The 24,256-nt window shown below is 67.0% G+C and carries 21 protein-coding genes; 16 read left to right on the top strand and 5 right to left on the bottom strand.

The features are described from left to right. Positions 1 to 2: 2 nt before the first annotated feature. The 10 genes from mraY (at position 3) to lpxC (ending at position 11,502) form a co-directional block, all read left to right on the top strand. Positions 3 to 1,085: a phospho-N-acetylmuramoyl-pentapeptide-transferase gene (mraY, locus tag NF616_RS17315; RefSeq protein WP_252274626.1), complete on the top strand. Its 1,083-nt coding sequence runs from the start codon at positions 3 to 5 to the stop codon at positions 1,083 to 1,085. A gap of 6 nt (positions 1,086 to 1,091) precedes the next feature. Then, positions 1,092 to 2,438 carry a UDP-N-acetylmuramoyl-L-alanine--D-glutamate ligase gene (murD, locus tag NF616_RS17310; RefSeq protein WP_252274624.1) on the top strand — a complete coding sequence of 449 codons (1,347 nt, stop codon included), beginning with the start codon at positions 1,092 to 1,094 and terminating at the stop codon, positions 2,436 to 2,438. Continuing rightward, positions 2,435 to 3,658 carry a putative lipid II flippase FtsW gene (ftsW, locus tag NF616_RS17305; RefSeq protein ID WP_252274622.1) on the top strand — a complete coding sequence of 408 codons (1,224 nt, stop codon included), beginning with the start codon at positions 2,435 to 2,437 and terminating at the stop codon, positions 3,656 to 3,658. Before murD ends, ftsW begins: the two co-directional genes overlap by 4 nt. Then, a complete protein-coding gene (gene murG, locus NF616_RS17300) occupies positions 3,648 to 4,718 on the top strand; it encodes an undecaprenyldiphospho-muramoylpentapeptide beta-N-acetylglucosaminyltransferase (RefSeq protein WP_252274620.1) in 1,071 nt (356 codons plus the stop codon). The genes ftsW and murG overlap by 11 nt, the downstream gene beginning before the upstream one ends. A 34-nt stretch (positions 4,719 to 4,752) precedes the next feature. After that, a complete protein-coding gene (murC, locus tag NF616_RS17295) occupies positions 4,753 to 6,159 on the top strand; it encodes a UDP-N-acetylmuramate--L-alanine ligase (RefSeq protein ID WP_252275055.1) in 1,407 nt (468 codons plus the stop codon). Beyond that, a complete protein-coding gene (locus NF616_RS17290) occupies positions 6,156 to 7,097 on the top strand; it encodes a D-alanine--D-alanine ligase (protein ID WP_252274618.1) in 942 nt (313 codons plus the stop codon). The genes murC and NF616_RS17290 overlap by 4 nt, the downstream gene beginning before the upstream one ends. A gap of 3 nt (positions 7,098 to 7,100) precedes the next feature. Beyond that, a complete protein-coding gene (locus NF616_RS17285) occupies positions 7,101 to 7,964 on the top strand; it encodes a cell division protein FtsQ/DivIB (RefSeq protein ID WP_252274617.1) in 864 nt (287 codons plus the stop codon). 23 nt (positions 7,965 to 7,987) lie between these two features. Continuing rightward, positions 7,988 to 9,232 carry a cell division protein FtsA gene (ftsA, locus tag NF616_RS17280; RefSeq protein ID WP_252274615.1) on the top strand — a complete coding sequence of 415 codons (1,245 nt, stop codon included), beginning with the start codon at positions 7,988 to 7,990 and terminating at the stop codon, positions 9,230 to 9,232. A 52-nt stretch (positions 9,233 to 9,284) separates the two neighbouring features. Beyond that, positions 9,285 to 10,484 carry a cell division protein FtsZ gene (gene ftsZ, locus NF616_RS17275; RefSeq protein WP_252274613.1) on the top strand — a complete coding sequence of 400 codons (1,200 nt, stop codon included), beginning with the start codon at positions 9,285 to 9,287 and terminating at the stop codon, positions 10,482 to 10,484. Positions 10,485 to 10,590: 106 nt separating this feature from the next. Beyond that, positions 10,591 to 11,502 carry a UDP-3-O-acyl-N-acetylglucosamine deacetylase gene (lpxC, locus tag NF616_RS17270; protein WP_252274611.1) on the top strand — a complete coding sequence of 304 codons (912 nt, stop codon included), beginning with the start codon at positions 10,591 to 10,593 and terminating at the stop codon, positions 11,500 to 11,502. Positions 11,503 to 11,569: 67 nt separating this feature from the next. Here the strand turns inward: lpxC and NF616_RS17265 are convergent, their stop codons facing one another. Then, complete coding sequence (locus NF616_RS17265) at positions 11,570 to 12,025, bottom strand: DUF721 domain-containing protein (RefSeq protein ID WP_252274609.1); 456 nt, start codon at positions 12,023 to 12,025, stop codon at positions 11,570 to 11,572. A gap of 244 nt (positions 12,026 to 12,269) precedes the next feature. Here NF616_RS17265 and secA point away from each other — a divergent pair, with 244 nt between their 5' ends. The 4 genes from secA (at position 12,270) to NF616_RS17245 (ending at position 18,087) form a co-directional block, all read left to right on the top strand. Beyond that, positions 12,270 to 15,017 (top strand): preprotein translocase subunit SecA, encoded by a 2,748-nt coding sequence (secA, locus tag NF616_RS17260; RefSeq protein WP_252274608.1) that lies wholly within the window; start codon positions 12,270 to 12,272, stop codon positions 15,015 to 15,017. A 96-nt stretch (positions 15,018 to 15,113) separates the two neighbouring features. Further along, the gene (gene argJ / locus NF616_RS17255; protein WP_252274606.1) at positions 15,114 to 16,346 is read left to right on the top strand and encodes a bifunctional glutamate N-acetyltransferase/amino-acid acetyltransferase ArgJ; all 1,233 of its coding nucleotides are present in this window, start codon (positions 15,114 to 15,116) and stop codon (positions 16,344 to 16,346) included. A 170-nt stretch (positions 16,347 to 16,516) separates the two neighbouring features. Further along, positions 16,517 to 17,149 carry a glutathione S-transferase family protein gene (locus NF616_RS17250; RefSeq protein ID WP_252274604.1) on the top strand — a complete coding sequence of 211 codons (633 nt, stop codon included), beginning with the start codon at positions 16,517 to 16,519 and terminating at the stop codon, positions 17,147 to 17,149. Further along, the gene (locus tag NF616_RS17245; RefSeq protein WP_252274602.1) at positions 17,146 to 18,087 is read left to right on the top strand and encodes a Nudix family hydrolase; all 942 of its coding nucleotides are present in this window, start codon (positions 17,146 to 17,148) and stop codon (positions 18,085 to 18,087) included. Before NF616_RS17250 ends, NF616_RS17245 begins: the two co-directional genes overlap by 4 nt. A gap of 64 nt (positions 18,088 to 18,151) precedes the next feature. Here NF616_RS17245 and NF616_RS17240 read toward each other — a convergent pair whose 3' ends face one another. The 4 genes from NF616_RS17240 to NF616_RS17225 form a co-directional block, all read right to left on the bottom strand. Next, on the bottom strand, positions 18,152 to 18,733 hold the full coding sequence (locus NF616_RS17240; RefSeq protein WP_252274601.1) for a cob(I)yrinic acid a,c-diamide adenosyltransferase: 582 nt from the start codon (positions 18,731 to 18,733) through the stop codon (positions 18,152 to 18,154). Next, positions 18,733 to 20,706 carry a sensor histidine kinase gene (locus tag NF616_RS17235; protein ID WP_252275052.1) on the bottom strand — a complete coding sequence of 658 codons (1,974 nt, stop codon included), beginning with the start codon at positions 20,704 to 20,706 and terminating at the stop codon, positions 18,733 to 18,735. Before NF616_RS17235 ends, NF616_RS17240 begins: the two co-directional genes overlap by 1 nt. Positions 20,707 to 20,799: 93 nt before the next feature. Further along, on the bottom strand, positions 20,800 to 21,714 hold the full coding sequence (locus NF616_RS17230; protein ID WP_252274599.1) for a putative 2-dehydropantoate 2-reductase: 915 nt from the start codon (positions 21,712 to 21,714) through the stop codon (positions 20,800 to 20,802). Next, positions 21,711 to 22,676, bottom strand: coding sequence for a GGDEF domain-containing response regulator (locus NF616_RS17225; protein ID WP_252274597.1), 966 nt, complete (start codon positions 22,674 to 22,676; stop codon positions 21,711 to 21,713). The genes NF616_RS17230 and NF616_RS17225 overlap by 4 nt, the downstream gene beginning before the upstream one ends. A gap of 148 nt (positions 22,677 to 22,824) precedes the next feature. On the opposite strand from NF616_RS17225, the gene NF616_RS17220 reads away from it, so the two are divergent. Both NF616_RS17220 and NF616_RS17215 read left to right on the top strand, forming a co-directional pair. Beyond that, a complete protein-coding gene (locus NF616_RS17220) occupies positions 22,825 to 23,304 on the top strand; it encodes a YajQ family cyclic di-GMP-binding protein (RefSeq protein ID WP_252274595.1) in 480 nt (159 codons plus the stop codon). 108 nt (positions 23,305 to 23,412) lie between these two features. Further along, complete coding sequence (locus NF616_RS17215; RefSeq protein WP_252274593.1) at positions 23,413 to 24,249, top strand: mechanosensitive ion channel family protein; 837 nt, start codon at positions 23,413 to 23,415, stop codon at positions 24,247 to 24,249. Positions 24,250 to 24,256: the final 7 nt, after the last annotated feature.

The raw sequence follows: 24,256 nt of genomic DNA, 5'->3' as shown, positions 1-24,256 counted from the left end.
TCATGCTGCTGCTGCTGGCCGAGTACCTGCAACAGTTCCACACCGGCTTCGGGGTGTTCCAGTACCTGACGCTGCGCGGGATTCTCGGCGTGCTCACCGCGCTGGCCCTGTCGCTTTGGCTGGGGCCTTGGATGATCCGCACCCTGCAGATCCGCCAGATCGGCCAGGCCGTGCGCAACGACGGCCCGCAGTCGCACCTGTCGAAGAAGGGCACGCCGACCATGGGCGGCGCGCTGATCCTCACCGCCATCGCCGTGAGCACCCTGCTCTGGGCCGACCTGGCCAACCGCTACGTGTGGGTGGTGCTGGCCGTGACCCTGGCGTTCGGCGCCATCGGCTGGGTCGATGACTACCGCAAGGTGATCGAGAAGAACTCGCGCGGCCTGCCGAGCCGCTGGAAATACTTCTGGCAGTCGGTGTTCGGCCTGGCCGCCGCCGTCTTCCTTTATATGACCGCGCAGGACCCGGTGGAAACCACCCTGATCCTGCCGGTGCTCAAGGACGTGGCCATTCCCCTGGGCGTCGGTTTCGTCGTGCTGACCTACTTCGTCATCGTCGGTACCAGCAACGCGGTGAACCTGACCGACGGCCTCGACGGCCTGGCCATTCTGCCGACCGTGATGGTGGCCGGCGCGCTGGCGATCTTCTGCTACCTGTCGGGCAACATCAAATTCGCCGAGTACCTGCTGATCCCCTATGTGCCGGGCGCCGGTGAGCTGATCGTGTTCTGCGCCGCGCTGGTCGGCGCCGGCCTGGGCTTCCTGTGGTTCAACACCTACCCGGCCCAGGTCTTCATGGGCGACGTCGGCGCCCTGGCCCTGGGCGCGGCGCTGGGCACCATCGCCGTGATCGTCCGCCAGGAAGTCGTGCTGTTCATCATGGGCGGCGTGTTCGTCATGGAAACCCTGTCGGTGATGATCCAGGTCGCCAGCTTCAAGCTGACCGGCAAGCGCGTGTTCCGCATGGCGCCGATCCACCACCACTTCGAACTCAAAGGCTGGCCGGAGCCGCGCGTGATCGTGCGCTTCTGGATCATCACCGTGATCCTGGTGCTGGTCGGCCTGGCTACGTTGAAACTGAGGTAATAGAGAGTGTCGCTGATCGCTTCCGACCAGTTCCGCATCGTTGTCGGCCTCGGCAAGAGCGGCATGTCCCTGGTGCGCTTCCTCGCGCAGCAGGGCGTGCGCTTTGCCGTGGCCGACACGCGCGCGAACCCGCCGGAGCTGGCGACCCTGCAGCGCGACTACCCCGAAGTGGAAGTGCGCTGCGGCGAGCTGGACGTCGACTTCCTGTGCCGCGCCTCGGAGCTATACGTGAGCCCCGGCCTGGCCTTGGCCACCCCGGCGCTGCGCGAGGCGGCGGCCCGTGGCGTGAAGATGTCTGGCGACATCGATCTGTTCACCCGCCACGCCAAGGCGCCGATCATCGCCATCACCGGCTCCAACGCCAAGAGTACCGTCACCACCCTGGTCGGCGAGATGGCGGTGGCGGCCGGCAGGAAGGTCGCGGTCGGCGGCAATATCGGCACCCCGGCGCTGGAGCTGCTCAGCGATGATGTCGAGCTGTACGTGCTGGAACTGTCCAGCTTCCAGCTGGAGACCACCGAGCGCCTGAATGCCGAGGTCGCCACCTGCCTGAACGTCAGCGAAGACCACATGGACCGCTACGACGGCATGGCCCAATACCACCTGGCCAAGCACCGCATCTTCCGCGGCGCCAAACAGGTGGTGGTGAATCGCGATGACGCCCTGTCCCGTCCGCTGATCGCCGACCAGGTGCCGTGCTGGACCTTCGGCCTGGGCAAGCCCGACTTCAAGCGCTTCGGCCTGATCGAGGAGAACGGCGATAAGCAACTGGCCTTCCAGTTCGAGACCCTGATGCCGACCGCCGAGCTGAAGATCCGCGGCGCGCACAACCAGTCCAATGCCCTGGCGGCCCTGGCCCTCGGCCACGCCGTCGGCCTGCCGTTCGCCGCGATGCTCGACACCCTGCGTCGCTTCGCCGGTCTGCCGCACCGCTGCCAGTGGGTACGCGAGCTGCGCGGCGTGGGCTACTACGACGACTCCAAGGCCACCAACGTCGGCGCCGCCCTGGCCGCCATCGAGGGCCTGGGCGCGGACATCGCCGGCAAGCTGGTGCTGATCGCCGGCGGCGACGGCAAGGGTGCCGATTTCTCCGCATTGAAGGCGCCGGTGGCCAAGTTCTGCCGCGCCGTGGTGCTGCTCGGTCGTGATGCCGAGCGCCTCGCCGAAGCGCTCGGCGACGCCGCCCCGCTGGTTCGCGTGAGCACCCTGGACGAGGCCGTGCAGCACGCTGCCGAGCTGGCCGAACCCGGCGACGCCGTGCTGCTGTCGCCGGCCTGCGCCAGCCTGGACATGTTCAAGAACTTCGAAGAGCGTGGGCGTCTGTTCGCCCAGGCGGCGGAGGGCCTGCAATGATCGTGCTCGGTCGCCTGCTCGCCCTGCCGTCGCCGCTGCGCACCCGTCGCGGCATCGACCTGGACTTTCCGCTGCTCGCCGGCTGCCTGGCCCTGCTGGGCCTGGGCCTGGTGATGATCACCTCGGCCAGCTCGGAAGTCGCCGCGGCGCTGTCGGGCAACCCGCTGTACCACATGATTCGTCACCTGATCTATCTGGCCATCGGCATCAGCGCGGCCGTTGCCACCCTGATGATTCCCATGGCCTTCTGGCAGCGTTACAGCGCCAGCCTGCTGCTGGTCGCCTTCGTCCTGCTGGTGCTGGTGCTGATTCCCGGCATCGGCCGCGAAGTGAACGGTGCCAAGCGCTGGATCGGCTTCGGCATGTTCAACGTGCAGCCGTCCGAACTGGCCAAGCTGTTCACCGTGGTGTTCATCGCCGGCTATTTGGTGCGCCGCCAGGAAGAGGTGCGCGAGAAACTCTCCGGCTTCCTCAAGCCGATGCTGGTGCTCGGCCCCATGGCCGCGCTGCTGCTAGCTGAGCCGGACTTCGGCGCCACCGTGGTTCTGGTCGGTTCGTGCATCGCCATGCTGTTCCTCGGCGGCATCAACCTGCTGCGCTTCATTCCGCTGGTGGCGGTGGTGTTGGCCGCCGGTGTGCTGGTGATGACCAGCCAGGCCTATCGCCTGGAGCGCCTGACCAACTTCATCGACCCCTGGGCCGACCAGTACGGCGCCGGCTATCAGCTGAGCCAGGCGCTGATCGCCTTCGGCCGCGGCGAATGGTTCGGCGTCGGCCTGGGCAACAGCATCCAGAAGCAGTTCTACCTGCCCGAAGCGCACACCGACTTCGTCTTCGCCGTGCTGGCCGAGGAACTGGGCATGATCGGCGCCCTGGGCACTGTCGGCCTGTTTGTCTTCGTCGCCGTGCGCGCCCTGTACATCGGCCTGTGGGCAGAGAAGGCCAAGCAGTTCTTCTCCGCCTATGTGGCCTACGGCATCGCCATGCAGTGGATCGGCCAGGTGCTGATCAACATCGGCGTGAACGTCGGCCTGCTGCCGACCAAGGGCCTGACCCTGCCGTTCCTCAGCTACGGTGGCAGCTCGCTGATCATTTGCTGCGTCAGCCTGGCGATCCTGCTGCGCATCGAATGGGAGCGCCGCACCTCGCTCGGCAGCGAGGATGTGGAGTTCAGCGAGACGGATTTCCTCGAGCGCGAGGAGGTTGGCCATGCGCGGTAACGTCCTGATCATGGCCGGCGGCACCGGCGGCCACGTGTTCCCGGCCCTGGCCTGCGCCCGCGAATTCAAGGCGCGCGGTTATGCCGTGCACTGGCTGGGAACGCCGCGTGGCATCGAGAACGAACTGGTGCCGGCCGCCGAGCTGCCGCTGCACCTGATCCAGGTTTCCGGCCTGCGTGGCAAGGGCAAGTTGTCGCTGCTCAAGGCGCCGCTGCAGCTGATTCGCGCGCTGTTCCAGGCGCGCCGCGTGATGCGCGAGCTTAAGCCGGTCTGCGTGCTGGGCATGGGTGGCTACGTCACCGGTCCGGGCGGCCTGGCCGCACGGCTCGACGGCGCGCCGCTGGTGATCCACGAGCAGAACGCCGTGGCTGGCACCGCCAATCGCAGCCTGGTGCCGTTCGCCGCACGCGTGTGCGAGGCCTTCCCGAGCACCTTTGGCCGACGCGCCAAGCTGCGTACCACCGGCAACCCGGTGCGCGAGGAGCTGTTCCTCGAGACTCCGCGCGACAGCCTGTCCGGACGCCAGCCGCGCCTGCTGGTACTCGGCGGCAGCCTGGGCGCGGAGCCGCTCAATAAGCTGCTGCCGGCCGCCCTGGCCAAGGTCCCTGCAGACCTACGCCCGCAGGTGTTCCACCAGGCCGGCAAGCAGCACGACCAGGTCACCGCCGAGCGCTACCGCGAGGCGGGCGTCGAGGCCGAAGTCGCACCTTTTATCAAAGACATGGCCCGGGCCTACGCCTGGGCCGATCTGGTGGTCTGCCGCGCCGGCGCGCTGACCGTCAGCGAGCTGGCCGCCGCCGGTCTGCCGTCGTTCCTCGTGCCGCTGCCGCACGCGATCGACGATCACCAGACCCGCAATGCCGAATATCTGGCGAAGGAGGGCGCCGCCGTCCTTCTCCCGCAACATGCAACCGACGCGGACCAGCTGGCCGCGCAGTTGACCGAGGTTCTGATGCACCCCGAAACACTCAAGAACATGGGCCGCACCGCCCGCAGCCTGGCCAAACCGGACGCCACCCGCACGGTGGTCGATATCTGCCTGGAGGTGGCTCGTGGCTAAGTCTCCCGCCGCCGCGCGCTCGGAAATCCGCCGCATGCGCCGCATCCGTCGCATCCACTTCGTCGGTATCGGCGGCGCCGGCATGTGCGGTATCGCCGAGGTGCTGCTGAACCTGGGCTACGAAGTCTCCGGCTCTGACCTCAAGGCGTCGGCCGTGACCGAGCGCCTGGAGAGCTTCGGCGCCATCGTGTACATCGGCCACCGCGCTGAGAACGCCGAACAGGCCGATGTACTGGTGGTGTCCAGCGCCATCAACACCGCCAACCCGGAAGTGGCCACCGCGCTGGAGCGCCGCATTCCGGTAGTGCCGCGCGCCGAGATGCTCGCCGAGCTGATGCGCTACCGTCACGGCGTGGCCGTGGCCGGCACTCACGGCAAGACCACCACCACCAGCCTGCTGGCCTCGGTATTCGCCGCCGGCGGCCTGGACCCGACCTTCGTTATCGGTGGCCGCCTGAACGCCGCCGGCACTAACGCCCAGCTGGGCAGCAGCCGTTACCTGATCGCCGAGGCGGACGAGAGCGACGCTAGCTTCCTGCACCTGCAGCCGATGGTCTCGGTGGTCACCAACATCGACGCCGACCACATGAGCACCTACGGCGGCGACTTCAACGTTCTGAAGAAGACCTTCATCGAGTTCCTGCACAACCTGCCGTTCTACGGCCTGGCCGTGCTCTGCGTGGACGACCCGGTGGTGCGCGAACTGCTGCCGCAGGTGGCCCGTCCGACCGTGACCTACGGCTTCGCCGAGGATGCCGACGTGCGCGCCATCAACGTGCGCCAGGAAGGCATGCGCACCTATTTCACCGCCCTGCGTCCGAGCCGCGAGCCGCTGGACGTGTCGGTGAACATGCCGGGCAACCACAACGTGCTCAACGCCCTCGCGACCATCGCCATCGCCACCGACGAGGGCATCGACGATGCCGCCATCGTTCAGGGCCTATCCGGCTTCCAGGGCGTCGGCCGGCGCTTCCAGGTCTACGGCGAGCTGCCGGTGGACGGCGGCAGCGTGATGCTGGTCGACGACTATGGCCACCACCCGCGCGAAGTGGCGGCGGTGATCAAGGCCGTGCGCGGCGGCTGGCCGGAGCGCCGCCTGGTGATCCTGTACCAGCCGCACCGCTACAGCCGTACCCGCGACCTCTACGACGACTTCGTCCTGGTGCTCGGCGACGCCAATGTGCTGCTGCTGATGGAGGTCTACCCGGCCGGCGAGGAGCCGGTGCCCGGCGCCGACAGCCGTCATCTGTGCCACAGCATCCGCCAGCGTGGCCAGCTCGACCCGATCTACGTCGAGCGTGGCACCGAGCTGGCCCCGATCATCAAGCCGCTGCTGCGTCCGAACGACATCCTGCTGTGCCAGGGCGCCGGCGACATCGGCGGCGTTGCGCCGCAACTGATCAAGCATCCGCTGTTCGCGGTTCAAGGTGAGTCGAAATGAGCCTGCATTCCACCCTCGATCCCAAGGCGTTCGGCCGCGTCGCCGTGCTGTTCGGCGGCAAGAGCGCCGAGCGTGCGGTGTCGCTGAAGTCCGGCGCCGCCGTACTGGAAGCGCTGCAGGCCGGCGGCGTGGACGCCTTCGGTATCGATGTCGGTGATGACTTCCTGCAGCGCCTGACCCGCGAGAAGATCGATCGCGCCTTCATCGTGCTGCACGGCCGCGGCGGCGAAGACGGCTCCATGCAGGGCCTGCTCGAGTGCGCCGGCATCCCCTACACCGGCAGCGGCATCCTCGCCTCGGCCCTGGCCATGGACAAGCTGCGCACCAAGCGCGTGTGGCTGAGCCTGGGCCTGCCGACGCCCGCCCATGCCACCCTGGCCTGCGAAGAGGACTGCCGTACTGCGGCTGCCGAGCTGGGCTTCCCGTTGTTTGTCAAGCCGGCCCACGAGGGCTCCAGCATCGGCATGGCCAAGGTCGCCGATATCGATGCACTGATCGCCGCCTGGAAAGATGCCAGTCGCTACGACTCGCAGGTGCTCGTCGAGCAGATGATCGACGGCCCCGAGTACACCATCGCCATGCTGCGCGGCCAGGTGCTGCCACCCATCGGCCTGGGCACGCCGCACACTTTCTACGATTACGACGCCAAGTACCTGGCCAGTGACACCCAGTACCGCATTCCCTGCGGCCTGCCGGCCGACAAGGAAGCCGAGTTGAAGGAGCTGACCGCGCGCGCCTGCGAAGCCGTGGGCACCCAGGGCTGGGCACGCGCCGACGTGATGCAGGACGCCAGCGGCAAGTTCTGGCTGCTGGAGGTGAACACCGTGCCGGGCATGACCGATCACAGCCTGGTGCCGATGGCCGCGCGCGCCGCCGGTCTGGATTTCCAGCAACTGGTGCTGGCGATCCTGGCCGACAGCGTCGAGGCGAGGGGCTAAGCCATGGTCGCCACCCTCCGTCATCACTCGCAGCCGATCGGTGGTGCTACCCGGCGCAAGCCGGCGCCTGCCCGCGGCGCGAGCCGGATGGTGGCCAGGGAGCCTTTGGCCGCGCGCCTGCCGAAGCCGGATTTTGGCGTGCTTAAGCGCCTGACCTGGCCGCTGCTGCTGGTAGCGCTCGGCTTGGGAACCTATGAGCTGGCACAGCGTCTGCTGCCCTATGCCGATCGGCCGATCGCCCGGGTGAGCGTGCAGGGCGAGCTGAGTTACATCAGCCAGAAGGCCGTGAAGGAACGCATCGCACCGTACGTCTCGGCGAGCTTCTTCACTGTGGATCTGGCCGGCATGCGTGCCGAGCTGGAGCAGATGCCCTGGATTGCCCACGCCGAAGTACGTCGGGTATGGCCCGATCAGGTGGCGATCAGCCTGGAGGAACAATTGCCGGTGGCCCGCTGGGGCGATGGCGCGCTGCTGAACAATCAGGGCCGCGCCTTCGCCCCGCGCGAGGCGGCCAACTACGAACACCTGCCGCTGCTGTCCGGGCCCAAGCGCGCCCAGCAGCGTGTGATGCAGCAATACCAAGTGCTCAGCCAGCTGTTGCGGCCGCTGGGCTTCACCATCAGCAGCCTGGAGTTGCGCGAGCACGGCAGCTGGTTCATCAGCACCGCCCAGGGCGTGGACATCCTGCTCGGGCGGGATCATCTGGTCGACAAGATGCGGCGTCTCGCCAGCATCCACGACAAGGTGCTGAAGCAGCAGATCGCGAATGTCGCGCGCATCGACCTGCGTTACGCCAACGGCCTGGCCGTGGCCTGGCGTACGCCGGTGGCGCCGGCGGTGACCGAAACGACGGTCGCCGTCCAGTGAATCGAGGGAGAACAGAAGAAATCATGGCAAGCGTGCAGAGCGGCAAGATGATCGTCGGCCTGGACATCGGCACCTCCAAGGTGGTGGCGCTGGTGGGCGAGGTGACCGCCGATGGCGAGCTGGACATCGTCGGCATCGGCACCAGTCCGTCGCGCGGCCTGAAGAAGGGCGTGGTGGTGAACATCGAGTCCACCGTGCAATCCATCCAGCGTGCCATCGAAGAGGCGCAGCTGATGGCCGGCTGCCGCATCCACTCGGCCTATGTCGGCATCGCCGGCAACCACATCCGCAGCCTCAACAGCCACGGCATCGTCGCCATCCGCGACCGCGAAGTGAGCCCGGCGGACCTGGAGCGCGTGCTCGACGCCGCCCAGGCGGTGGCCATCCCCGCCGACCAGCGCGTGCTGCACACCCTGCCGCAGGACTACGTGATCGATAACCAGGAGGGCGTGCGCGAACCGCTCGGCATGTCCGGCGTGCGCCTGGAGGCCAAGGTGCACGTGGTCACCTGCGCCACCAACGCCGCGCAGAACGTCGAGAAATGCGTGCGTCGCTGCGGCCTGGAAGTGGACGACATCATTCTGGAGCAGCTGGCCTCGGCCTACTCGGTCCTGACCGAGGACGAAAAGGAGCTGGGCGTCTGCCTGGTGGACATCGGCGGCGGCACCACCGACATCGCCATCTTCACCGAGGGCGCGATTCGCCATACGGCGGTGATCCCGATCGCTGGCGATCAGGTCACCAACGACATCGCCATGGCCTTGCGTACGCCGACCCAGTACGCCGAAGAGATCAAGATCCGCTACGCCTGTGCCCTGGCCAAGCTGGCCGGCGCCGGCGAGACGATCAAGGTGCCGAGTGTCGGCGAGCGCGCCCCGCGCGACCTGTCCCGCCAGTCCCTGGCCGAGGTGGTCGAGCCGCGCTACGACGAGCTGTTCACCCTGATCCAGGCCGAACTGCGTCGCAGCGGGTACGAAGACATGATCCCGGCCGGCATCGTGCTCACCGGTGGCACCGCCAAGATGGAGGGCGCCGTCGAACTGGCCGAGGAGATTTTCCACATGCCGGTGCGACTGGGTGTGCCGCACAGCGTCAAAGGCCTGACCGATGTCGTGCGCAACCCGATCTACTCCACTGGCGTGGGCCTGTTGATGTACGGTCTGCGCAAGCAGTCCGAGGGCTATCAGGCTCCCGGCATCCAATATGGCGACGAGCCCAAGACACCTGTACTGGAACGGCTGAAACGCTGGGTCCAGGGCAATTTCTGATGTGAAACCCGCGGTAGCTGTAGGCAATAACTAAAAAGGAAGGAGAGGGGAAATGTTCGAGCTCGTAGATAACGTGCCGCAAAGTGCAGTCATCAAAGTGATCGGCGTGGGCGGTGGCGGCGGTAACGCCGTCAACCACATGATCAAGAACAACATCGAAGGCGTGGAATTCATCTGCGCCAACACCGACGCCCAGGCGCTGAAGAACGTCGGCGCGCGTACCGTGCTGCAACTCGGCCCGGGCGTGACCAAGGGCCTGGGTGCCGGCACCAACCCGGAAATCGGCCGTCAGGCCGCCATGGAAGACCGCGAGCGCATCGCCGAAGTCTTGAATGGCGCCGACATGGTGTTCATCACCACCGGCATGGGTGGCGGTACCGGTACCGGTGCGGCGCCGATCATCGCCGAAGTGGCCAAGGAGATGGGCATCCTCACCGTTGCCGTGGTGACTCGTCCGTTCCCGTTCGAAGGTCGCAAGCGCATGCAGGTCGCCGACGAGGGCATCCGTGCCCTGTCCGAATGCGTCGACTCGCTGATCACCATCCCCAACGAGAAGCTGCTGACCATCCTGGGCAAGGACGCCAGCCTGCTGTCCGCCTTCGCCAAGGCCGACGACGTGCTGTCCGGCGCCGTGCGGGGCATCTCCGACATCATGCAGCGTCCGGGTCTGATGAACGTCGACTTCGCCGACGTGAAGACCGTGATGGGCGAAATGGGCATGGCCATGATGGGCACCGGCTGCGCCAGCGGTCCGAACCGTGCGCGCGAGGCCACCGAGGCGGCCATCCGCAATCCGCTGCTGGAAGACGTCAACCTGCAGGGCGCCCGCGGCATCCTGGTCAACATCACTGCCGGTCTGGACCTGTCGCTCGGCGAATACGCCGCCGTGGGCGAGATCATCGAGGCCTTCGCCTCGGAAGCGGCGACCGTCAAGGTCGGCGCGGTGATCGATCCGGACATGCGCGACGAGCTGCACGTGACCGTGGTGGCCACTGGCCTGGGCGCGCGCATCGAGAAGCCGGTCAAGGTGATCGATAACACAGTTCCGGCGTCCGCCGTTGCCGCTCCGGCTGCCACCATCAGCGCCGCCCCGCGCGCTGCCGAGCAGCCGGCCGTCAACTACAAGGACTACGAGCGCCCGACCGTTCAGCGCCAAAGCCTCGCCGGCAGTGCCGCCGTGGCCAAGCTGAACACGCAGGACGACCTGGATTACCTCGATATCCCGGCCTTCCTGCGCCGTCAGGCTGATTGATGCTGTCTATCAGGAGTATATTGGTGATTGGTGTTCAGCAAAGGGTGGTTCTGCTATCATCGCCGCCCATTGTTGAAAACAGTTCGCAACAAGCGCAGCCAAAGCCATGATCAGACAACGCACCCTGAAGAACATCATCCGAGCCACCGGCGTTGGCCTGCACTCGGGGGAAAAGGTTTACCTGACCCTCAAGCCGGCCCCGGTGGATACCGGTATCGTGTTCCGTCGCACCGATCTGGACCCGGTCGTGGAAATCCCCGCCCGCGCCGAGAACGTCGGTGAGACCACCATGTCGACCACTCTGGTCAATGGTGAGGTCAAGGTGGACACCGTCGAGCACTTGCTTTCGGCCATGGCAGGCCTGGGCATCGACAACGCCTACGTCGAGCTGTCGGCGTCAGAAGTCCCGATCATGGATGGCAGCGCCGGTCCCTTTGTATTCCTGATTCAGTCGGCTGGCCTGGAAGAGCAGGAAGCACCGAAGAAATTCATCCGCGTGCTGCGCGAAGTGACGGTGGAGGAGGGCGACAAGCGCGCCACCTTCCTGCCCTTCGACGGCTTCAAGGTGAGCTTCGAGATCGATTTCGATCACCCGGTCTTCCGCGGTCGTACCCAGACCGCCAGCGTCGACTTCTCCAGCACTTCCTTCGTCAAGGAAGTGAGCCGCGCGCGGACCTTCGGGTTCATGCGCGACATCGAGTTCCTGCGTTCGCAGAACCTGGCACTCGGCGGCAGCGTGGAGAACGCCATCGTGGTGGACGAGTTCCGCGTGCTCAACGAAGACGGCCTCCGTTACGAGGACGAGTTCGTCAAGCACAAGATCCTCGACGCCATTGGCGATCTGTACCTGCTGGGTAACAGCCTGATCGGCGAATTCCGCGGCTTCAAGTCGGGGCACGCCCTGAACAATCGTCTGCTGAGAACCCTCATCGAGCAGACGGATGCCTGGGAAGTGGTGATCTTCGATGACGCCAGCACCGCGCCGATCTCCTACATGCGTCCGGTTGCGGCCGTATAGGCGACATTTCCCCTTCTGTTGTAATTCAAGGCCACCCTTGGGTGGCCTGTTTTTTTCCGCTATCTATCTATTCACCGCGTCGGGCATTGCGCGCGAGGCGCTCCAGGGCGGCGCGCAGCTTGGGATCGCCAATGCCCTCGGCGGCGCTGCACAGGCTGTCGGCGGCGGCTTCGGACAGCTCTTTCTTGTTCGCCTGGTACGCCACCTGGGTATTCGGCGGGCGCACCTTGACCTGGATCTTCTGCAGGCCGGCGAACTCCGGCATCGCCTGCAGCAGCCGCAGCAGGCGGCGCTGCTGGTAATGCAAACGGGTGGCCCAGTGGCCGTTGCTGCTCAGCAACAGCAGGCAGCCGTCCTGCCAGCTGGCGACCTGGCAGTGTTCGCGCGCCGCCGGTTCCAGCTGTGCCTCCACCAGCGCCTGCAGCTTGCCCAGGCGGCGCGCGGCGCTGAACAGCGCCTGCAGCGGCTTGTGTTCGCGCAGGAGGGTCGAGGGCGTCTTGGCGGCAGGGGGGCGCAGGCTCATGGCGGTGGATTCGTGAACGGGGCCACCCATGTTAGCAAAGGCCCTTGCAGCTGTCGGTCTCCGTCCCCATATAGCTAGCCGGTTCGCTTGCGCGAGTGCCCGACGCCTGCCGTCGATCACGGGAGTCGCACTTTTCTCGTCAACGTTTCCGAGTAGAATGCCCCCTTCGCATGCGGCCGAGCAGGTCGCCGGGCACGTCCTTCTGGGCCGCCCTCCATCCCCCAGCGTGGAAGAATTCGTCTATATGTTTGCGCCACTGTTGAAGAAACTCTTTGGAAGCAAGAACGAGCGTGACGTGAAGCGCATGCTCAAGACAGTGGCCGCGATCAATGCACTCGAAGAGCAGATGCTCGGCCTCTCCGACGAGCAGCTGCGGGGCAAGACTGACGAATTCAAGGCGCGCCTGGAGAAGGGCGAGACCCTCGACCAGATCCTGCCAGAGGCGTTCGCCGTGGCTCGTGAGGCGGGCAAGCGGGTGATGGGCATGCGTCACTTCGACGTACAGCTGATCGGCGGCATGACCCTGCACGAGGGCAAGATCGCCGAGATGCGTACCGGCGAGGGCAAGACCCTGGTGGGCACCCTGGCGGTGTACCTCAACGCGCTGTCCGGCAAGGGCGTGCACGTGATCACGGTGAACGACTACCTGGCTCGCCGCGACGCCAACTGGATGCGTCCGCTCTACGAATTCCTCGGTCTTTCCGTGGGCGTGGTGATCCCCTTCATGCCGCCGGAAGAGAAACGCGCCGCCTACGCCGCCGACATCACCTACGGCACCAACAACGAATTCGGCTTCGACTACCTGCGCGACAACATGGCCTTCAGCCTGGAAGAGAAATTCCAGCGTGAGCTCAACTTCGCCGTGATCGACGAAGTGGACTCCATCCTCATCGACGAGGCGCGTACGCCGCTGATCATCTCCGGCCAGGCCGAAGACAGCTCGAAGATGTACATGGAGATCAACCAGCTGATCCCGCGCCTCAAGCAGCACATCGAGGAAGAGGAAGGCGTGGTCACCCAGGAAGGCCACTACAAGGTCGACGAGAAGACCCGCCAGGTCGAGCTAAACGAGGCCGGCCACCAGTACGTCGAAGAGCTGCTCACCGCCGGTGGCATGCTGGCCGAGGGCGAGAGCCTTTATTCCGCGCATAACCTGGGCCTGCTGACCCACGTCTACGCCGGCCTGCGCGCGCACAAGCTGTTCCACCGCAACGTCGAGTACATCGTGCAGAACGGCCAGGTGATCCTGATCGACGAGCACACCGGCCGTACCATGCAAGGCCGCCGCCTGTCCGAGGGCCTGCATCAGGCCATCGAGGCCAAGGAAGGCGTGAACATCCAGGCCGAGAGCCAGACCCTGGCCTCGACCACGTTCCAGAACTACTTCCGCCTGTACAAGAAGCTCGCCGGCATGACCGGCACCGCCGACACCGAGGCCTTCGAATTCCGCCAGATCTACGGCCTCGACGTGGTGGTCATCCCCACCCACCGCCAGATCGCGCGCAAGGACTACAACGACCTGGTCTACCTGACCCAGGAAGAGAAGTACCAGGCGATCATCACCGACGTGAAGGAATGCCAGGCCCAGGGCCGGCCGATCCTGGTCGGTACCGCCTCGATCGAAACCTCCGAATACGTCTCCAAGCTGCTCGAGGAGGCCGGCATCGAGCACAAGGTGCTCAATGCCAAGTACCACGAGAAGGAAGCCGAGATCATCGCCCAGGCCGGTCGCCCGGGCGCGGTGACCCTGGCCACCAACATGGCCGGCCGCGGCACCGACATCCTCCTCGGTGGCAACTGGGAGGCCGAGGTGGCCGCCCAGGAAAACCCCAGCGAAGAGCAGATCGCGCAGATCAAGGCCGACTGGCAAAAGCGCCATCAGCAGGTGATCGAGTCCGGTGGCCTGCACGTGATCGCCTCCGAACGCCACGAATCCCGCCGTATCGACAACCAGCTGCGCGGCCGTGCCGGCCGCCAGGGCGACCCGGGTTCCAGCCGCTTCTACCTGTCGCTGGAAGACAACCTGATGCGCATCTTCGCCTCCGACCGGGTGAAGAACTTCATGAAGGCCCTCGGCATGCAGTCCGGCGAGGCCATCGAGCACCGCATGGTGACCAACGCCATCGAAAAGGCCCAGCGCAAGGTCGAGGGCCGCAACTTCGACATGCGCAAGCAGCTGCTCGAGTACGACGACGTGGCCAACGAGCAGCGCAAGGTGATCTACCACATGCGCAACAGCCTGCTGGCCGCCGACAACATCGGTGAGACCATCGTCGACTTCCGCCAGGAAGTGCTCGACACCACCATCAGCAACCACCTGCCACCGCAATCGCTGCCGGAGCAGTGGGATATCCCCGGCCTGGAGGCCTCGCTGCAGAGTGATTTCGGCATACGTCTGCCGGTCCAGCAGTGGCTCGACGAAGACGACAAGCTGTACGAGGAGACCCTGCGCGAGAAGATCCTCGCCGAGCTGCTCGCGGCTTACCACGAGAAGGAAGAGCTGGCCGGCGCCGAGGCGCTGCGTACCTTCGAGAAGCAGATGCTGCTGCGCGTGCTGGACGACCTGTGGAAGGACCACCTGGCCACCATGGATCACCTGCGTCACGGCATCCACCTGCGCGGCTACGCACAGAAGAACCCCAAGCAGGAATACAAGCGCGAGTCCTTCACCCTGTTCCAGGAGCTGCTGGATTCGATCAAGCGCGACACCATTCGCGTGCTGTCCCACGTGCAGGTGCGCCGCGAGGATCCCGCCGAGGAAGAGGCCCGTCTGCGCCGCGAGGCCGAGGCCATGGCCCAGCGCATGCAGTTCCAGCACGCCGAGGTCTCGGCCCTGGACGCCGTTGCGGCGGAAGGCGAAGGCGAGGAGCCCGAGCAGGAGGCCGCCGCGGCCATCGCCCCGGTGCGTGCCGAGCCGAAGATCGGCCGCAACGAGCCGTGCCCCTGCGGGTCCGGCAAGAAGTACAAGCATTGCCACGGCCAGGTCGGTTGATCCGCACCTAGCCTGCTAGACAGAACGCCGCGACCGGTCCTGCCGCTCGCGGCGTTTTTCCACATCCGCTTCACTGCCTACGAAGGAGCGTCTCCTATGGCCGTCGGTCTCGGTCCCCTGCCCAAGCTGCACCCCGTTCCCGGTTTCGAACTCGGCATCGCCTCCGCCGGCATCAAGCGTCCGGGCCGCAAGGACGTGGTGGTGATGCGCTGCGCCGAAGGCTCGCGCGTGGCCGGCGTGACCACTACCAATGCGTTCTGCGCCGCCCCGGTGATCGTCACCCGCGAGCGCGTGGCCGGTGACGTGCGTTTTCTGCTGACCAACACCGGCAACGCCAACGCCGGCACCGGCCCGGACGGCCTGGCCAATGCCCGCCGCACCTGCGCCGCCCTGGCCGCGCTGACCGGCGTGGCCGAGACCGCCGTGCTGCCGTTCTCCACCGGGGTGATCGGCGAGCCGCTGCCGGTGGCCAAGATCGAGGGCGCGCTGCAGGCCGCCCTGGACGATCTGCACGAGGATCACTGGGCCGAGGCCGCCACCGGCATCATGACCACCGACACCCTGCCCAAGGGCGCCAGCCGCCAGTTCCAGCACGAGGGCGTGACCGTCACCGTGACCGGCATCAGCAAGGGCGCCGGCATGATCCGGCCGAACATGGCCACCATGCTCGGCTACATCGCCACCGACGCCAAGGTGGCCCGCGAGGTTCTGCAGGACCTGGTGCGCGACGCGGCGAACAAGTCGTTCAACCGCATCACCATCGACGGCGACACCTCGACCAACGACTGCTGCATGCTGATCGCCACCGGCCAGGCGGCGCTGCCGGAAGTCACCTCGGCTTCGGGCGAACTGTTCGGCAAGCTCAAGCAGGCGGTGCTGGAGGTGTTCATGGAAGTGGCCCAGGCCATCGTCCGTGACGGCGAAGGCGCCACCAAGTTCGTCACCGTGCAGGTCAACGGCGGCGGCAACCACCAGGAATGCCTGGATGTGGCCTACGCCGTGGCCCACTCGCCGCTGATCAAGACCGCGCTGTTCGCTTCCGACCCCAACTGGGGCCGCATCCTCGCCGCCGTCGGCTATGCCGGCGTGCCGAATCTGGACGTCAGCAAGATCGACGTCTTCCTCGGCGACGCGCGCCAGGGCGAGGTACGCATCGCCAGCCAGGGCGGCCGCGACGCCAGCTACACCGAGACCCAGGGCGCCGCCGTGATGGCGCGGGAGGAGATCGGCATCCGCATCGAACTGGGCCGCGGCAGCTGCAGCGAAACCATCTGGACTACCGATCTCTCCCACGAATACGTGAAGATCAACGCCGAATACCGCACCTGAGCCGTGCCCGTCCCCGCTCCCTTAGGGAGTGGGGACGGGCGAGGTCGCTGCGGGCGACGCTTCGGCCGCGTGCCGTCATTCCTTTCATTCATGGTCCCATGCGCAAGCGGAATTGTTCGCGGCCTTGCCGTGCGCGTACCCTGCGCCTTCAACCCTTCTAGGAGAACGCCATGTCTCTCAAACTGGTGATCGGCGACAAGAACTATTCCTCCTGGTCGCTGCGCGCGGCGCTGGCCATGGACCTGACCGGCGTGCCCTACGAAGAGATCGGCATACGCCTGTACCAGCCGGACAGCCGTCGCCAGCTGATGGCCCACGCGCCGACCGGCAAGGTGCCGGTGCTGCACACCGAGGAAGGCCCGGTGTGGGATTCGCTGGCCATCGCCGAATACCTGGCCGAGCGCTTTCCCGAGGCGCACCTGTGGCCGCGCGGCCAATATGCCCGGGCTCTGGCGCGCAGCGTCTGCGCCGAGATGCACAGCGGTTTCATGGCCCTGCGCAGCCACCTGTCCATGGATCTGGCGCGCGACCAGGCCCTGGCCGAGATGCCCGCCGAGGCCCAGGCCGATATCGATCGCGTGTGCCGCCTGTGGGCGGACTGCCGCCAGCGCTTCGGCCAGGATGGCCCCTACCTGTTCGGTCACGTCAGCATCGCCGACGCCTTCTTCGCCCCGGTGGCGGCGCGCATGCGCAGCTACCGCGTGGCACTGCCGGACGAGGCCGCCGCGTACGTCGAGACCATCTACCAGTGGCCGGCCTTCCAGCGCTGGTACCAGGCCGGGCTGCGGGAGGTGGGCGCGTGAAACGCATCCACGTGGCCGCCGCGGTGATCCGCGGCGAGGATGGCCGGGTACTGATCGCCAAGCGCCCGCAAGACAAGCACCAGGGCGGCCTGTGGGAATTCCCCGGCGGCAAGGTGGAAGCGGGCGAGGCGGTGGAGCGGGCCCTGGCGCGCGAGCTGGAAGAGGAGCTGGGCATCCGTGTCGACGCCGCTCGACCGTTGATCCAGGTGCACCACGACTATCCGGACAAGCAGGTGCTGCTGGACGTATGGGAAGTCTCTGCCTTCAGCGGCGAACCCCACGGCGCCGAGGGTCAGCCGTTGGCCTGGGCCGGCGAGCGCGAGTTGCTCGACTACGAGTTTCCCGCCGCCAACCAGCCGATCGTCGCGGCGGCGCGCCTGCCCGACAGCTACCTGATCACCCCGGATAGCCTCGAGCCGGCCGAACTGATGCGCGGCGTGCGCGCCGCGCTGGCTGCCGGCGCCCGGCTGATCCAGCTACGTGCGCCGAACATGTTCGATCCGCAGTACCGCGACCTGGCGGTGGATATCCAGGGCCTCTGCGCCGGCAAGGCGCAGCTGATGCTCAAGGGGCCGCTGGAATGGCTGGGTGATTTTCCCGCCGCCGGCTGGCACCTGACCGCCGAACAGCTGCGCAAGTACGCGCCGAATGGCCGGCCTTTCCCGGGCCAGCGCTGGCTGGCTGCCTCCTGCCACGGTGCCGAGGAGCTGGCCCTGGCCGCGCGCATGGGCGTGGACTTCGTCACCCTGTCGCCGGTGCAGGCCACCCAGACCCATCCGGATGCCACGCCGCTGGGCTGGGACGTCGCCGCCGAGCTGCTGCGCGGCAGCAACCTGCCGGCTTATCTGCTCGGCGGTGTCGGGCCGGATGACCGTTCGCGCGCCTGGCAGGCCGGCGCCCAGGGCGTCGCCGGCATTCGCGCGTTCTGGCCGGGATGACCTCGCGGCCCATGGTGCGCTAGGGCGCCCATGCGCAGCGGGGCAGCGGCGATGGATGCCGCTGTTACGAAGCCGGTTTCTGCGCCGCCTGCCAGAGCACTTCGTCGACCTGCGTGCGCCGCGCGATCAGGCGCGCGGCGACGAACAGCAGATCGGACAGGCGATTGACGTAGGCCATGCCCACCGGGCGCAGCGGCTCCACGGCGTTGAGCTGCTGGCAGCGGCGTTCGGCGGTGCGAGCCAGGCTGCGACAGACATGGGCCTGGGCGACCAGGCGCGAGCCGCCCGGCAGGATGAAGTTCTTCAGCGGCCCGACCTCCTCGTTCCAGCGGTCGATGGCCGCCTCCAGGCGCTCCACTTCCGGCTCCTGCAGGGCCTGGTACTCCGGCATCGCCAGCTCGCCGCCGAGGTCGAACAGGCGGTGCTGGCAGGGGCTCAGGACTTCGACGATCTCGCCTAGCGCCGGCCGGCTCGCCAGCTCATCGGCCAGGTCCGCCAGCAACAGGCCGAGCTGGCTGTTGAGGTTATCCAGCTCGCCCATGGCCTCCACCCGCGGATGGTCCTTGGCCACCCGGCGGCCGTCGGCCAGCCCGGTCTCGCCCTTGTCGCCGGTCTTCGTGTAGATCTTGCTCAGTCGGTAGCCCATCAGACGCTAATGCCTTCCGCAGGTGAGGTGAGTGGCAGGCGCAGGGTGAAGCAGGTGCCCTGCCCCTGGGTGGACTGCACCTCCATCTGCCCCTTGTGGTTGTTGGTGACGATGAAATAGGAAACGGACAGGCCCAGGCCGGTGCCCTGGCCCACTTCCTTGGTGGTGAAGAAGGGCTCGAAGATGCGCTTGCGCACGGTCTCGGGCATGCCGACGCCGTTGTCTTCCACCTGGATCTCGGCCCAGGGCGGATTGAGGCGAATGCGCAGGGTGATGCGCCCCGGCTCGTCCTCGTCGTCGCGCTGGTGGATGGCCTGGGCGGCGTTCTTCAGCAGGTTGAGCAGCACCTGTTCCATCTCGTTGGCGGTGGCCGGCACCGGGCCGAGCTGCGGGTCGAAATCGCGGACGATGTCGATGGCCTTGAAGTCGAAACTGTCGGTCAGGTCGAAGTCGTTGCCGGCGATTTCCAGTGCCTGGTCGACCAGCACCGGCAGCTGGCAGGGCGCCAACTGGCGGGTGCTGCGGCGGCTGAAGGCGAGCATGTGGCTGACGATCTTCGCCGCGCGCGAGCCGGCCTGGGCGATGCCGTCGAGCAGCTGCGGAATCTCCCGGCTCAGCAGGTAGGCGTTGACGTCGTCGAGGGCGATACCGGCCTCCACCGCCAGGTCCTGGTTCTTCGCCAGCTCCGGCGACAGGCGCCGGCGGATGTTCTGCACGTTGTGCAGGATGGCGCCGAGCGGGTTGTTGATCTCGTGCGCCATGCCGGCGGCCAGGCCGCCTACGGAGAGCATCTTCTCCGACTGCACCATCATCTCTTCCAGCGACAGGCGCTGGGTGATGTCGTCGATGCGGATCACCACGCCACGCCCGCCGCCGCCCATCAGCGGGTAGAAGGTCAGCGCGTAGTGGTGCGCCTCCTCGCCCTTGCGCCAGGTGACCCGCTCGATCTTCTCCACCCGGTGGTGCTCGGCGGTGCGCTTGAGCTGGGCGAGGAACGGCTTGAGCGGCGGGAAGGCGAGGAACACCGGCTGGTTCAGCGCCTCGTCCAGCGGTGTGCCGGAGAGCGCGCTGGCCTCCTGGTTCCACTGGGTGACGTAGAGCTGGTCGTCGAGGGCGATCAGCGCCGAGGGCATGGAGTCGATGATGTTGTTCAGGTAGTTCTGGAAACCGGTGAGTTTCTTCTCGATCTTGCTGCGCACCTGCACTTCCAGCTCCAGCTTGCGGTTGGAGTGGCGGGTTTCCTCGGCCAGGCTCTGGGCCTGGGAGAAGGCACTCTCGGCATCGTCGCGGGCGCGTTTGAGCTGCTGCTCGCGAGCCTCCATGCGGCCGAGCATGGTGTTGAAAGCGTCGGCCAGGCTGCCGATCTCGTCGCGGTTGCCGCGGGCGGCGCGCAGCGAGTAGTTCTCCTCGCGGGTCACCTGGCGCGAGAGCTCTTCCAGGCGGCGGATCGGTCGGGTGATCAGGCGGCGCACCTGACGCGCGATCAGCGCCCAGAGCACCACGCTGATGGCCAGGATCACGCCGCTGGCGGTCAGCGTGCCGGTGTAGAAGGCCCCGGGCAGCTCGCTGGAGGCAACCAGCAGCAAGCGACCGGGCGTCGTGTCCGGCTGCGGCAGTTCGATCACCCGGGTGGAGCGGAATTCGCCCTGGCGCCAGTGCTCCAGATCGCCGCCGTAGGCCGGCAGGCGCAGGGGTTCGCCCAGCTGCAGGTCGGCCAGGCGCCGGCCGCCGCTGTCATAGATCGCCGCGGCGCGCAGCGGGGTATAGCTGTCCAGGCGTTGCAGCACCTCACGCGCGGCCTCGGGCGAGGACAGGGCGTGGCGGCTCAGTTCGGGGGCGGCAATCAGCTTGCCGATGGCCTGCAGGGCCTGCGGCGCCACGCTCTCCTGGGAGATCCAGTAGGCCGCGCTAATGAAGGCCAGGTTGGCCACCAGCATCACGGTGGCCAACAGCACCAGCAGCGCGGCGAGCATCTTGCGGCCGACCGGCAGGTTGTCGAGGCGTTGACGCAGAGAGGTCAAGGGCGCGGCTTCCGCTTCGGGTGGGAGAGGCAGGGTAGCGCCGCTTCAGGTCACGGGCAATCCGCGACCCGTGAGGTACTCGCGCAGGCGCTGCAGGAGGTGCTCCAGGCGCGGCAGATGCAGCCCGAGGCGCTCGGCCGTGGCCAGGGCGTGGCCGAGCAGGTAGCCGATCTCCGTGCGCCGGCCGTTGGCCACGTCCTGGTGCATGGAAGAATAGTTGGCGGCGGTGCCGTCGATCACCCGCAGCACTTCCTGGTGCAGGTCGGTCGCGGCCTCATCCTGGCCGGCGGCGCGCAGCAGGGTGGCGAGTTCGTCGCACAGGCCGGCGACCTCGTCCGGCCAGTCGCGCAGGCCGCCGTTGCGGCAGTCGTGCAATACGGTCAGCGGATTGATCGCGCAGTTCAGGGCCAGCTTGCGCCATAGCTTGGCGAGGATGTCGGCGCTCCACGCGTGGGGAATGCCCGCGGCGCTCAGGTCGTTCAGCCACGCCGGCGCCCGGCGTTCACCCGGGACGCCGAGCCAGGTGTGGCCGCGCCCGGCGTATACCACGCGAAAGGCGCCGTCGCGAAAGGCGCCCTCGGTGCTCGAGGCGAACACACACTGCGCCCGCGGCAGGCGCGCGGCCACCGCCTCCTGGCTGCCGAGGCCGTTCTGCAAGAGGACGATCTCGGCGCCGGGGGCGAGGCGCGGGACCAGCTCGGCGGCGGCCTCCTCGGCATCGTAGGCCTTGCAGGCGAGCAGCAGGCGGCGGATGGGGATGCCGGTGTGCGGGGTTTCCGCGGGGATGGGGTGCAGGCTGGCCAGGCCATCCTCGACCAGGGTCAGGCCACCGACGGCGCGGTACTGGCCGAGGCGGGCCTGGTCACGCAGGATCAGCCGTACCGGCAGCCCGGCCCGGGCTAGGCGGGCCGCCCACAGCCCGCCCAGGCTGCCGGCGCCGAGGACGTGCCAGATGTTCACTGCGGCAGCGGCAGGCGCACCGCGCTGACCCGCCCGCTGGCGTAGGAGTCCGGCAGCACGCGAGCGGCCTCGGCGAACAGCAGATGCGGCTCGACCGGCAGCGACTTGGCGTCCAGGCCGACCAGGGCGATGCCGGCCTTGAGGCTGATGAAGCCCTCGCTGGTCTTGAAGGCCTTGAGGTTGAGGCCCTCGTGCATGCGCTTGAAGCTGCTCGGCGAGCATTCGTGGAGATCGTCGAGCATGGCGATCATGCCGAAGTGGGTGTCGTCGACCCGGGTCAGCACGTCCAGTGGCCGCACCAGCTGCTGCAGGCGACGCGCCACGCCGTGCAGCACCTCGTTCCAGAAACCGTTGCCGTGCTGCAGGCGCAGCGCCTCGCCTTCCTGCAGGCCGATCAGCAGGTAGCACAGCGCGCCGCCGCGGGACTCGACCTGGCGCAGGCAGTCGCCGAGCTTCTGCTGCAGGTAACGCGGGTTGCCCAAACCGGTCAGCGGGTCGACCAGGTTGCGCTGCTCGAGGCTGGCGATGTTCTGGGTCAGCATACGGTTTTCATTGAGCAGGCGCTGCAGGGTGTTGCACAGGCGATCCGCCGCATACACACGTGGCACCAGCTGCTCGTTCATCGCCGCCTTGCTGATGAAGTCGTCGACACCGCGGTCGAAGGCCTCGGAGAGTACGTTGTCGCCTTCCTTGCCGGTCAGCAGGATGACGTAGGTGTAGTGCTCGGCCGTCTCGTCCAGCTGGCGCACCCGGCCGGTCAAATCCAGGCCATCCATTTCCGGCATCAGCCAGTCGGCCAGCAGCACGCTGGCGGGGCGCTTCTCCAGCAGGCGCAGGGCCTCGGCGGCGCTGTTGGCGAAGCGCACATCCTGGTAGCCGGCCTGGCTGAGGGCGCGGCCGATCATGGCGCTGGAGAACTTGGCGTCGTCCACCACCAGGATGCTGAGATGGGGGTTGGGCATTGAGGAGGCTCGCAGGCAGGGAAGGGTTGGCGCCGCGGTTTGGCCGAACGGCGCGTCAGACTGGCTATAATGGGCGCGCCATTTTTATCGTCAAGTCAGGCGCGCTCACTCCGTGAGGGGGATCGCGCCGTCCATCAGGAGCAAGCCCATGCCTTCGTTCGACGTGGTGTCGGAACTGGACAAGCACGAACTCACCAACGCGGTCGACAATGCCACCAAGGAGCTCGACCGCCGCTTCGACCTGCGCGGCAAGTGCAGCCTCGAAAGCAAGGACAAGACCATCACCATCACCGCCGAGGCGGAGTTCATGCTCGAGCAGGTGCTCGACATAGTTCGCGCCAGCCTGATCAAGCGCAAGATCGACAGCCAGTGCATGGAGGCCAAGGAACCCTACGCCTCCGGCAAGGTGATGAAGCAGGAAGTGACCTTCCGCGAAGGCATCGACAAGGAGCTGGCGAAGAAGATCGTCGCCCTGATCAAGGACGCCAAGCTCAAGGTGCAGGCCGCCATTCAGGGCGAGCAGGTGCGCATCACCGGCAAGAAGCGCGACGACCTGCAGGAGGCCATCGCCCTGCTGCGCGGCCAGGACCTGGGCATGCCGCTGCAGTACAACAACTTCCGCGACTGATGCCGCGAGGGAACCTCGCGCGTCCCGCAGGCGTCTAGCAGTTACACCCCTCGCCGCCATGGTTCCCCCATGGCGGCGTCGTTTCCGCCGTCCGAAAAGGAGTGAGCCATGGAATTTAGCTACGAAGAGATGGTGAGGCTGTCGCAGGCCTGGCTGCCGGTGGTGCTGGAGTACAGCGGCAAGCTGACTCTGGCGCTGGTCACCCTGGCGATCGGCTGGTGGTTGATCAACCGCGTCACCGGGCGACTCGCCCTGCTGATGCAGGGGCGCAAAGTGGACCTGGCGCTGACCGGCTTCATCCGCAGCCTGGCCAACATCGTGCTCAAGGTGTTGCTGCTGGTTAGCGTGGCGTCCATGGTCGGCATCTCCACGGCCTCGTTCATCGCCGCCATCGGTGCCGCGGGCCTGGCCATCGGTCTGGCGCTGCAGGGCAGCCTGGCCAACTTCGCCGGCGGTGTACTGATCCTGCTGTTCCGCCCGTTTCGCATCGGCGACTGGATCGAGGCGCAGGGGCTGTCGGGCACCGTGGACAGCATCCAGATCTTCCACACCGTGCTGCGCACCGGTGACAACCGCACGGTGATCCTGCCCAACGGCGCCTTGTCCAACGGTCCGATCATCAATACCTCGCGCCAGGCGACCCGGCAGATCGTGTTCGACGTCAAAGTCGATTACGAGGCCGACCTGCCGAAGGCGCAGCAAGTGCTGCGCGAGATGGCCGAGGACCCGCGCGTGCTCAAGGAGCCGGCGCCGGCCGTGGTGGTGGCCGGGCTCGGCGATACCTACATCACTCTGTCGCTGCGGGTCTGGACGGCCAACTCCGATTACTGGGCGGTGACCTTCAAGTTCAACGAGGAAATCCGCGACCGCCTGCGCGAGGTCGGCGTGGACATCGCCATGCCGGGCCTGCTGGCCCACACGGTGCGGTCGGCGCCGCCGGCCTGAGGCCCTT

Origin of the sequence: Pseudomonas subflava (assembly GCF_023823685.1) — a bacterium.
Taxonomy (GTDB): Bacteria; Pseudomonadota; Gammaproteobacteria; order Pseudomonadales; family Pseudomonadaceae; genus Aquipseudomonas; species Aquipseudomonas subflava.
The sequence above is the reverse complement of the archived record's forward strand: the minus strand, read 5'-3'. Positions and strand labels throughout refer to the sequence as shown.

Excerpts from the sequence above, each read along its gene's own strand:
- mraY (WP_252274626.1), top strand. The coding sequence starts at position 3 with ATGCTGCTGCTGCTGGCCGAGTACCTGCAACAGTTCCACACCGGCTTC.
- ftsW (WP_252274622.1), top strand. The coding sequence starts at position 2,435 with ATGATCGTGCTCGGTCGCCTGCTCGCCCTGCCGTCGCCGCTGCGCACC.
- murG (WP_252274620.1), top strand. The coding sequence starts at position 3,648 with ATGCGCGGTAACGTCCTGATCATGGCCGGCGGCACCGGCGGCCACGTG.
- murC (WP_252275055.1), top strand. The coding sequence starts at position 4,753 with ATGCGCCGCATCCGTCGCATCCACTTCGTCGGTATCGGCGGCGCCGGC.
- NF616_RS17290 (WP_252274618.1), top strand. The coding sequence starts at position 6,156 with ATGAGCCTGCATTCCACCCTCGATCCCAAGGCGTTCGGCCGCGTCGCC.
- NF616_RS17285 (WP_252274617.1), top strand. The coding sequence starts at position 7,101 with ATGGTCGCCACCCTCCGTCATCACTCGCAGCCGATCGGTGGTGCTACC.
- ftsA (WP_252274615.1), top strand. The coding sequence starts at position 7,988 with ATGGCAAGCGTGCAGAGCGGCAAGATGATCGTCGGCCTGGACATCGGC.
- ftsZ (WP_252274613.1), top strand. The coding sequence starts at position 9,285 with ATGTTCGAGCTCGTAGATAACGTGCCGCAAAGTGCAGTCATCAAAGTG.
- lpxC (WP_252274611.1), top strand. The coding sequence starts at position 10,591 with ATGATCAGACAACGCACCCTGAAGAACATCATCCGAGCCACCGGCGTT.
- NF616_RS17265 (WP_252274609.1), bottom strand. The coding sequence starts at position 12,025 with ATGAGCCTGCGCCCCCCTGCCGCCAAGACGCCCTCGACCCTCCTGCGC.
- secA (WP_252274608.1), top strand. The coding sequence starts at position 12,270 with ATGTTTGCGCCACTGTTGAAGAAACTCTTTGGAAGCAAGAACGAGCGT.
- argJ (WP_252274606.1), top strand. The coding sequence starts at position 15,114 with ATGGCCGTCGGTCTCGGTCCCCTGCCCAAGCTGCACCCCGTTCCCGGT.
- NF616_RS17250 (WP_252274604.1), top strand. The coding sequence starts at position 16,517 with ATGTCTCTCAAACTGGTGATCGGCGACAAGAACTATTCCTCCTGGTCG.
- NF616_RS17240 (WP_252274601.1), bottom strand. The coding sequence starts at position 18,733 with ATGGGCTACCGACTGAGCAAGATCTACACGAAGACCGGCGACAAGGGC.
- NF616_RS17235 (WP_252275052.1), bottom strand. The coding sequence starts at position 20,706 with ATGCTCGCCGCGCTGCTGGTGCTGTTGGCCACCGTGATGCTGGTGGCC.
- NF616_RS17225 (WP_252274597.1), bottom strand. The coding sequence starts at position 22,676 with ATGCCCAACCCCCATCTCAGCATCCTGGTGGTGGACGACGCCAAGTTC.
- NF616_RS17220 (WP_252274595.1), top strand. The coding sequence starts at position 22,825 with ATGCCTTCGTTCGACGTGGTGTCGGAACTGGACAAGCACGAACTCACC.
- NF616_RS17215 (WP_252274593.1), top strand. The coding sequence starts at position 23,413 with ATGGAATTTAGCTACGAAGAGATGGTGAGGCTGTCGCAGGCCTGGCTG.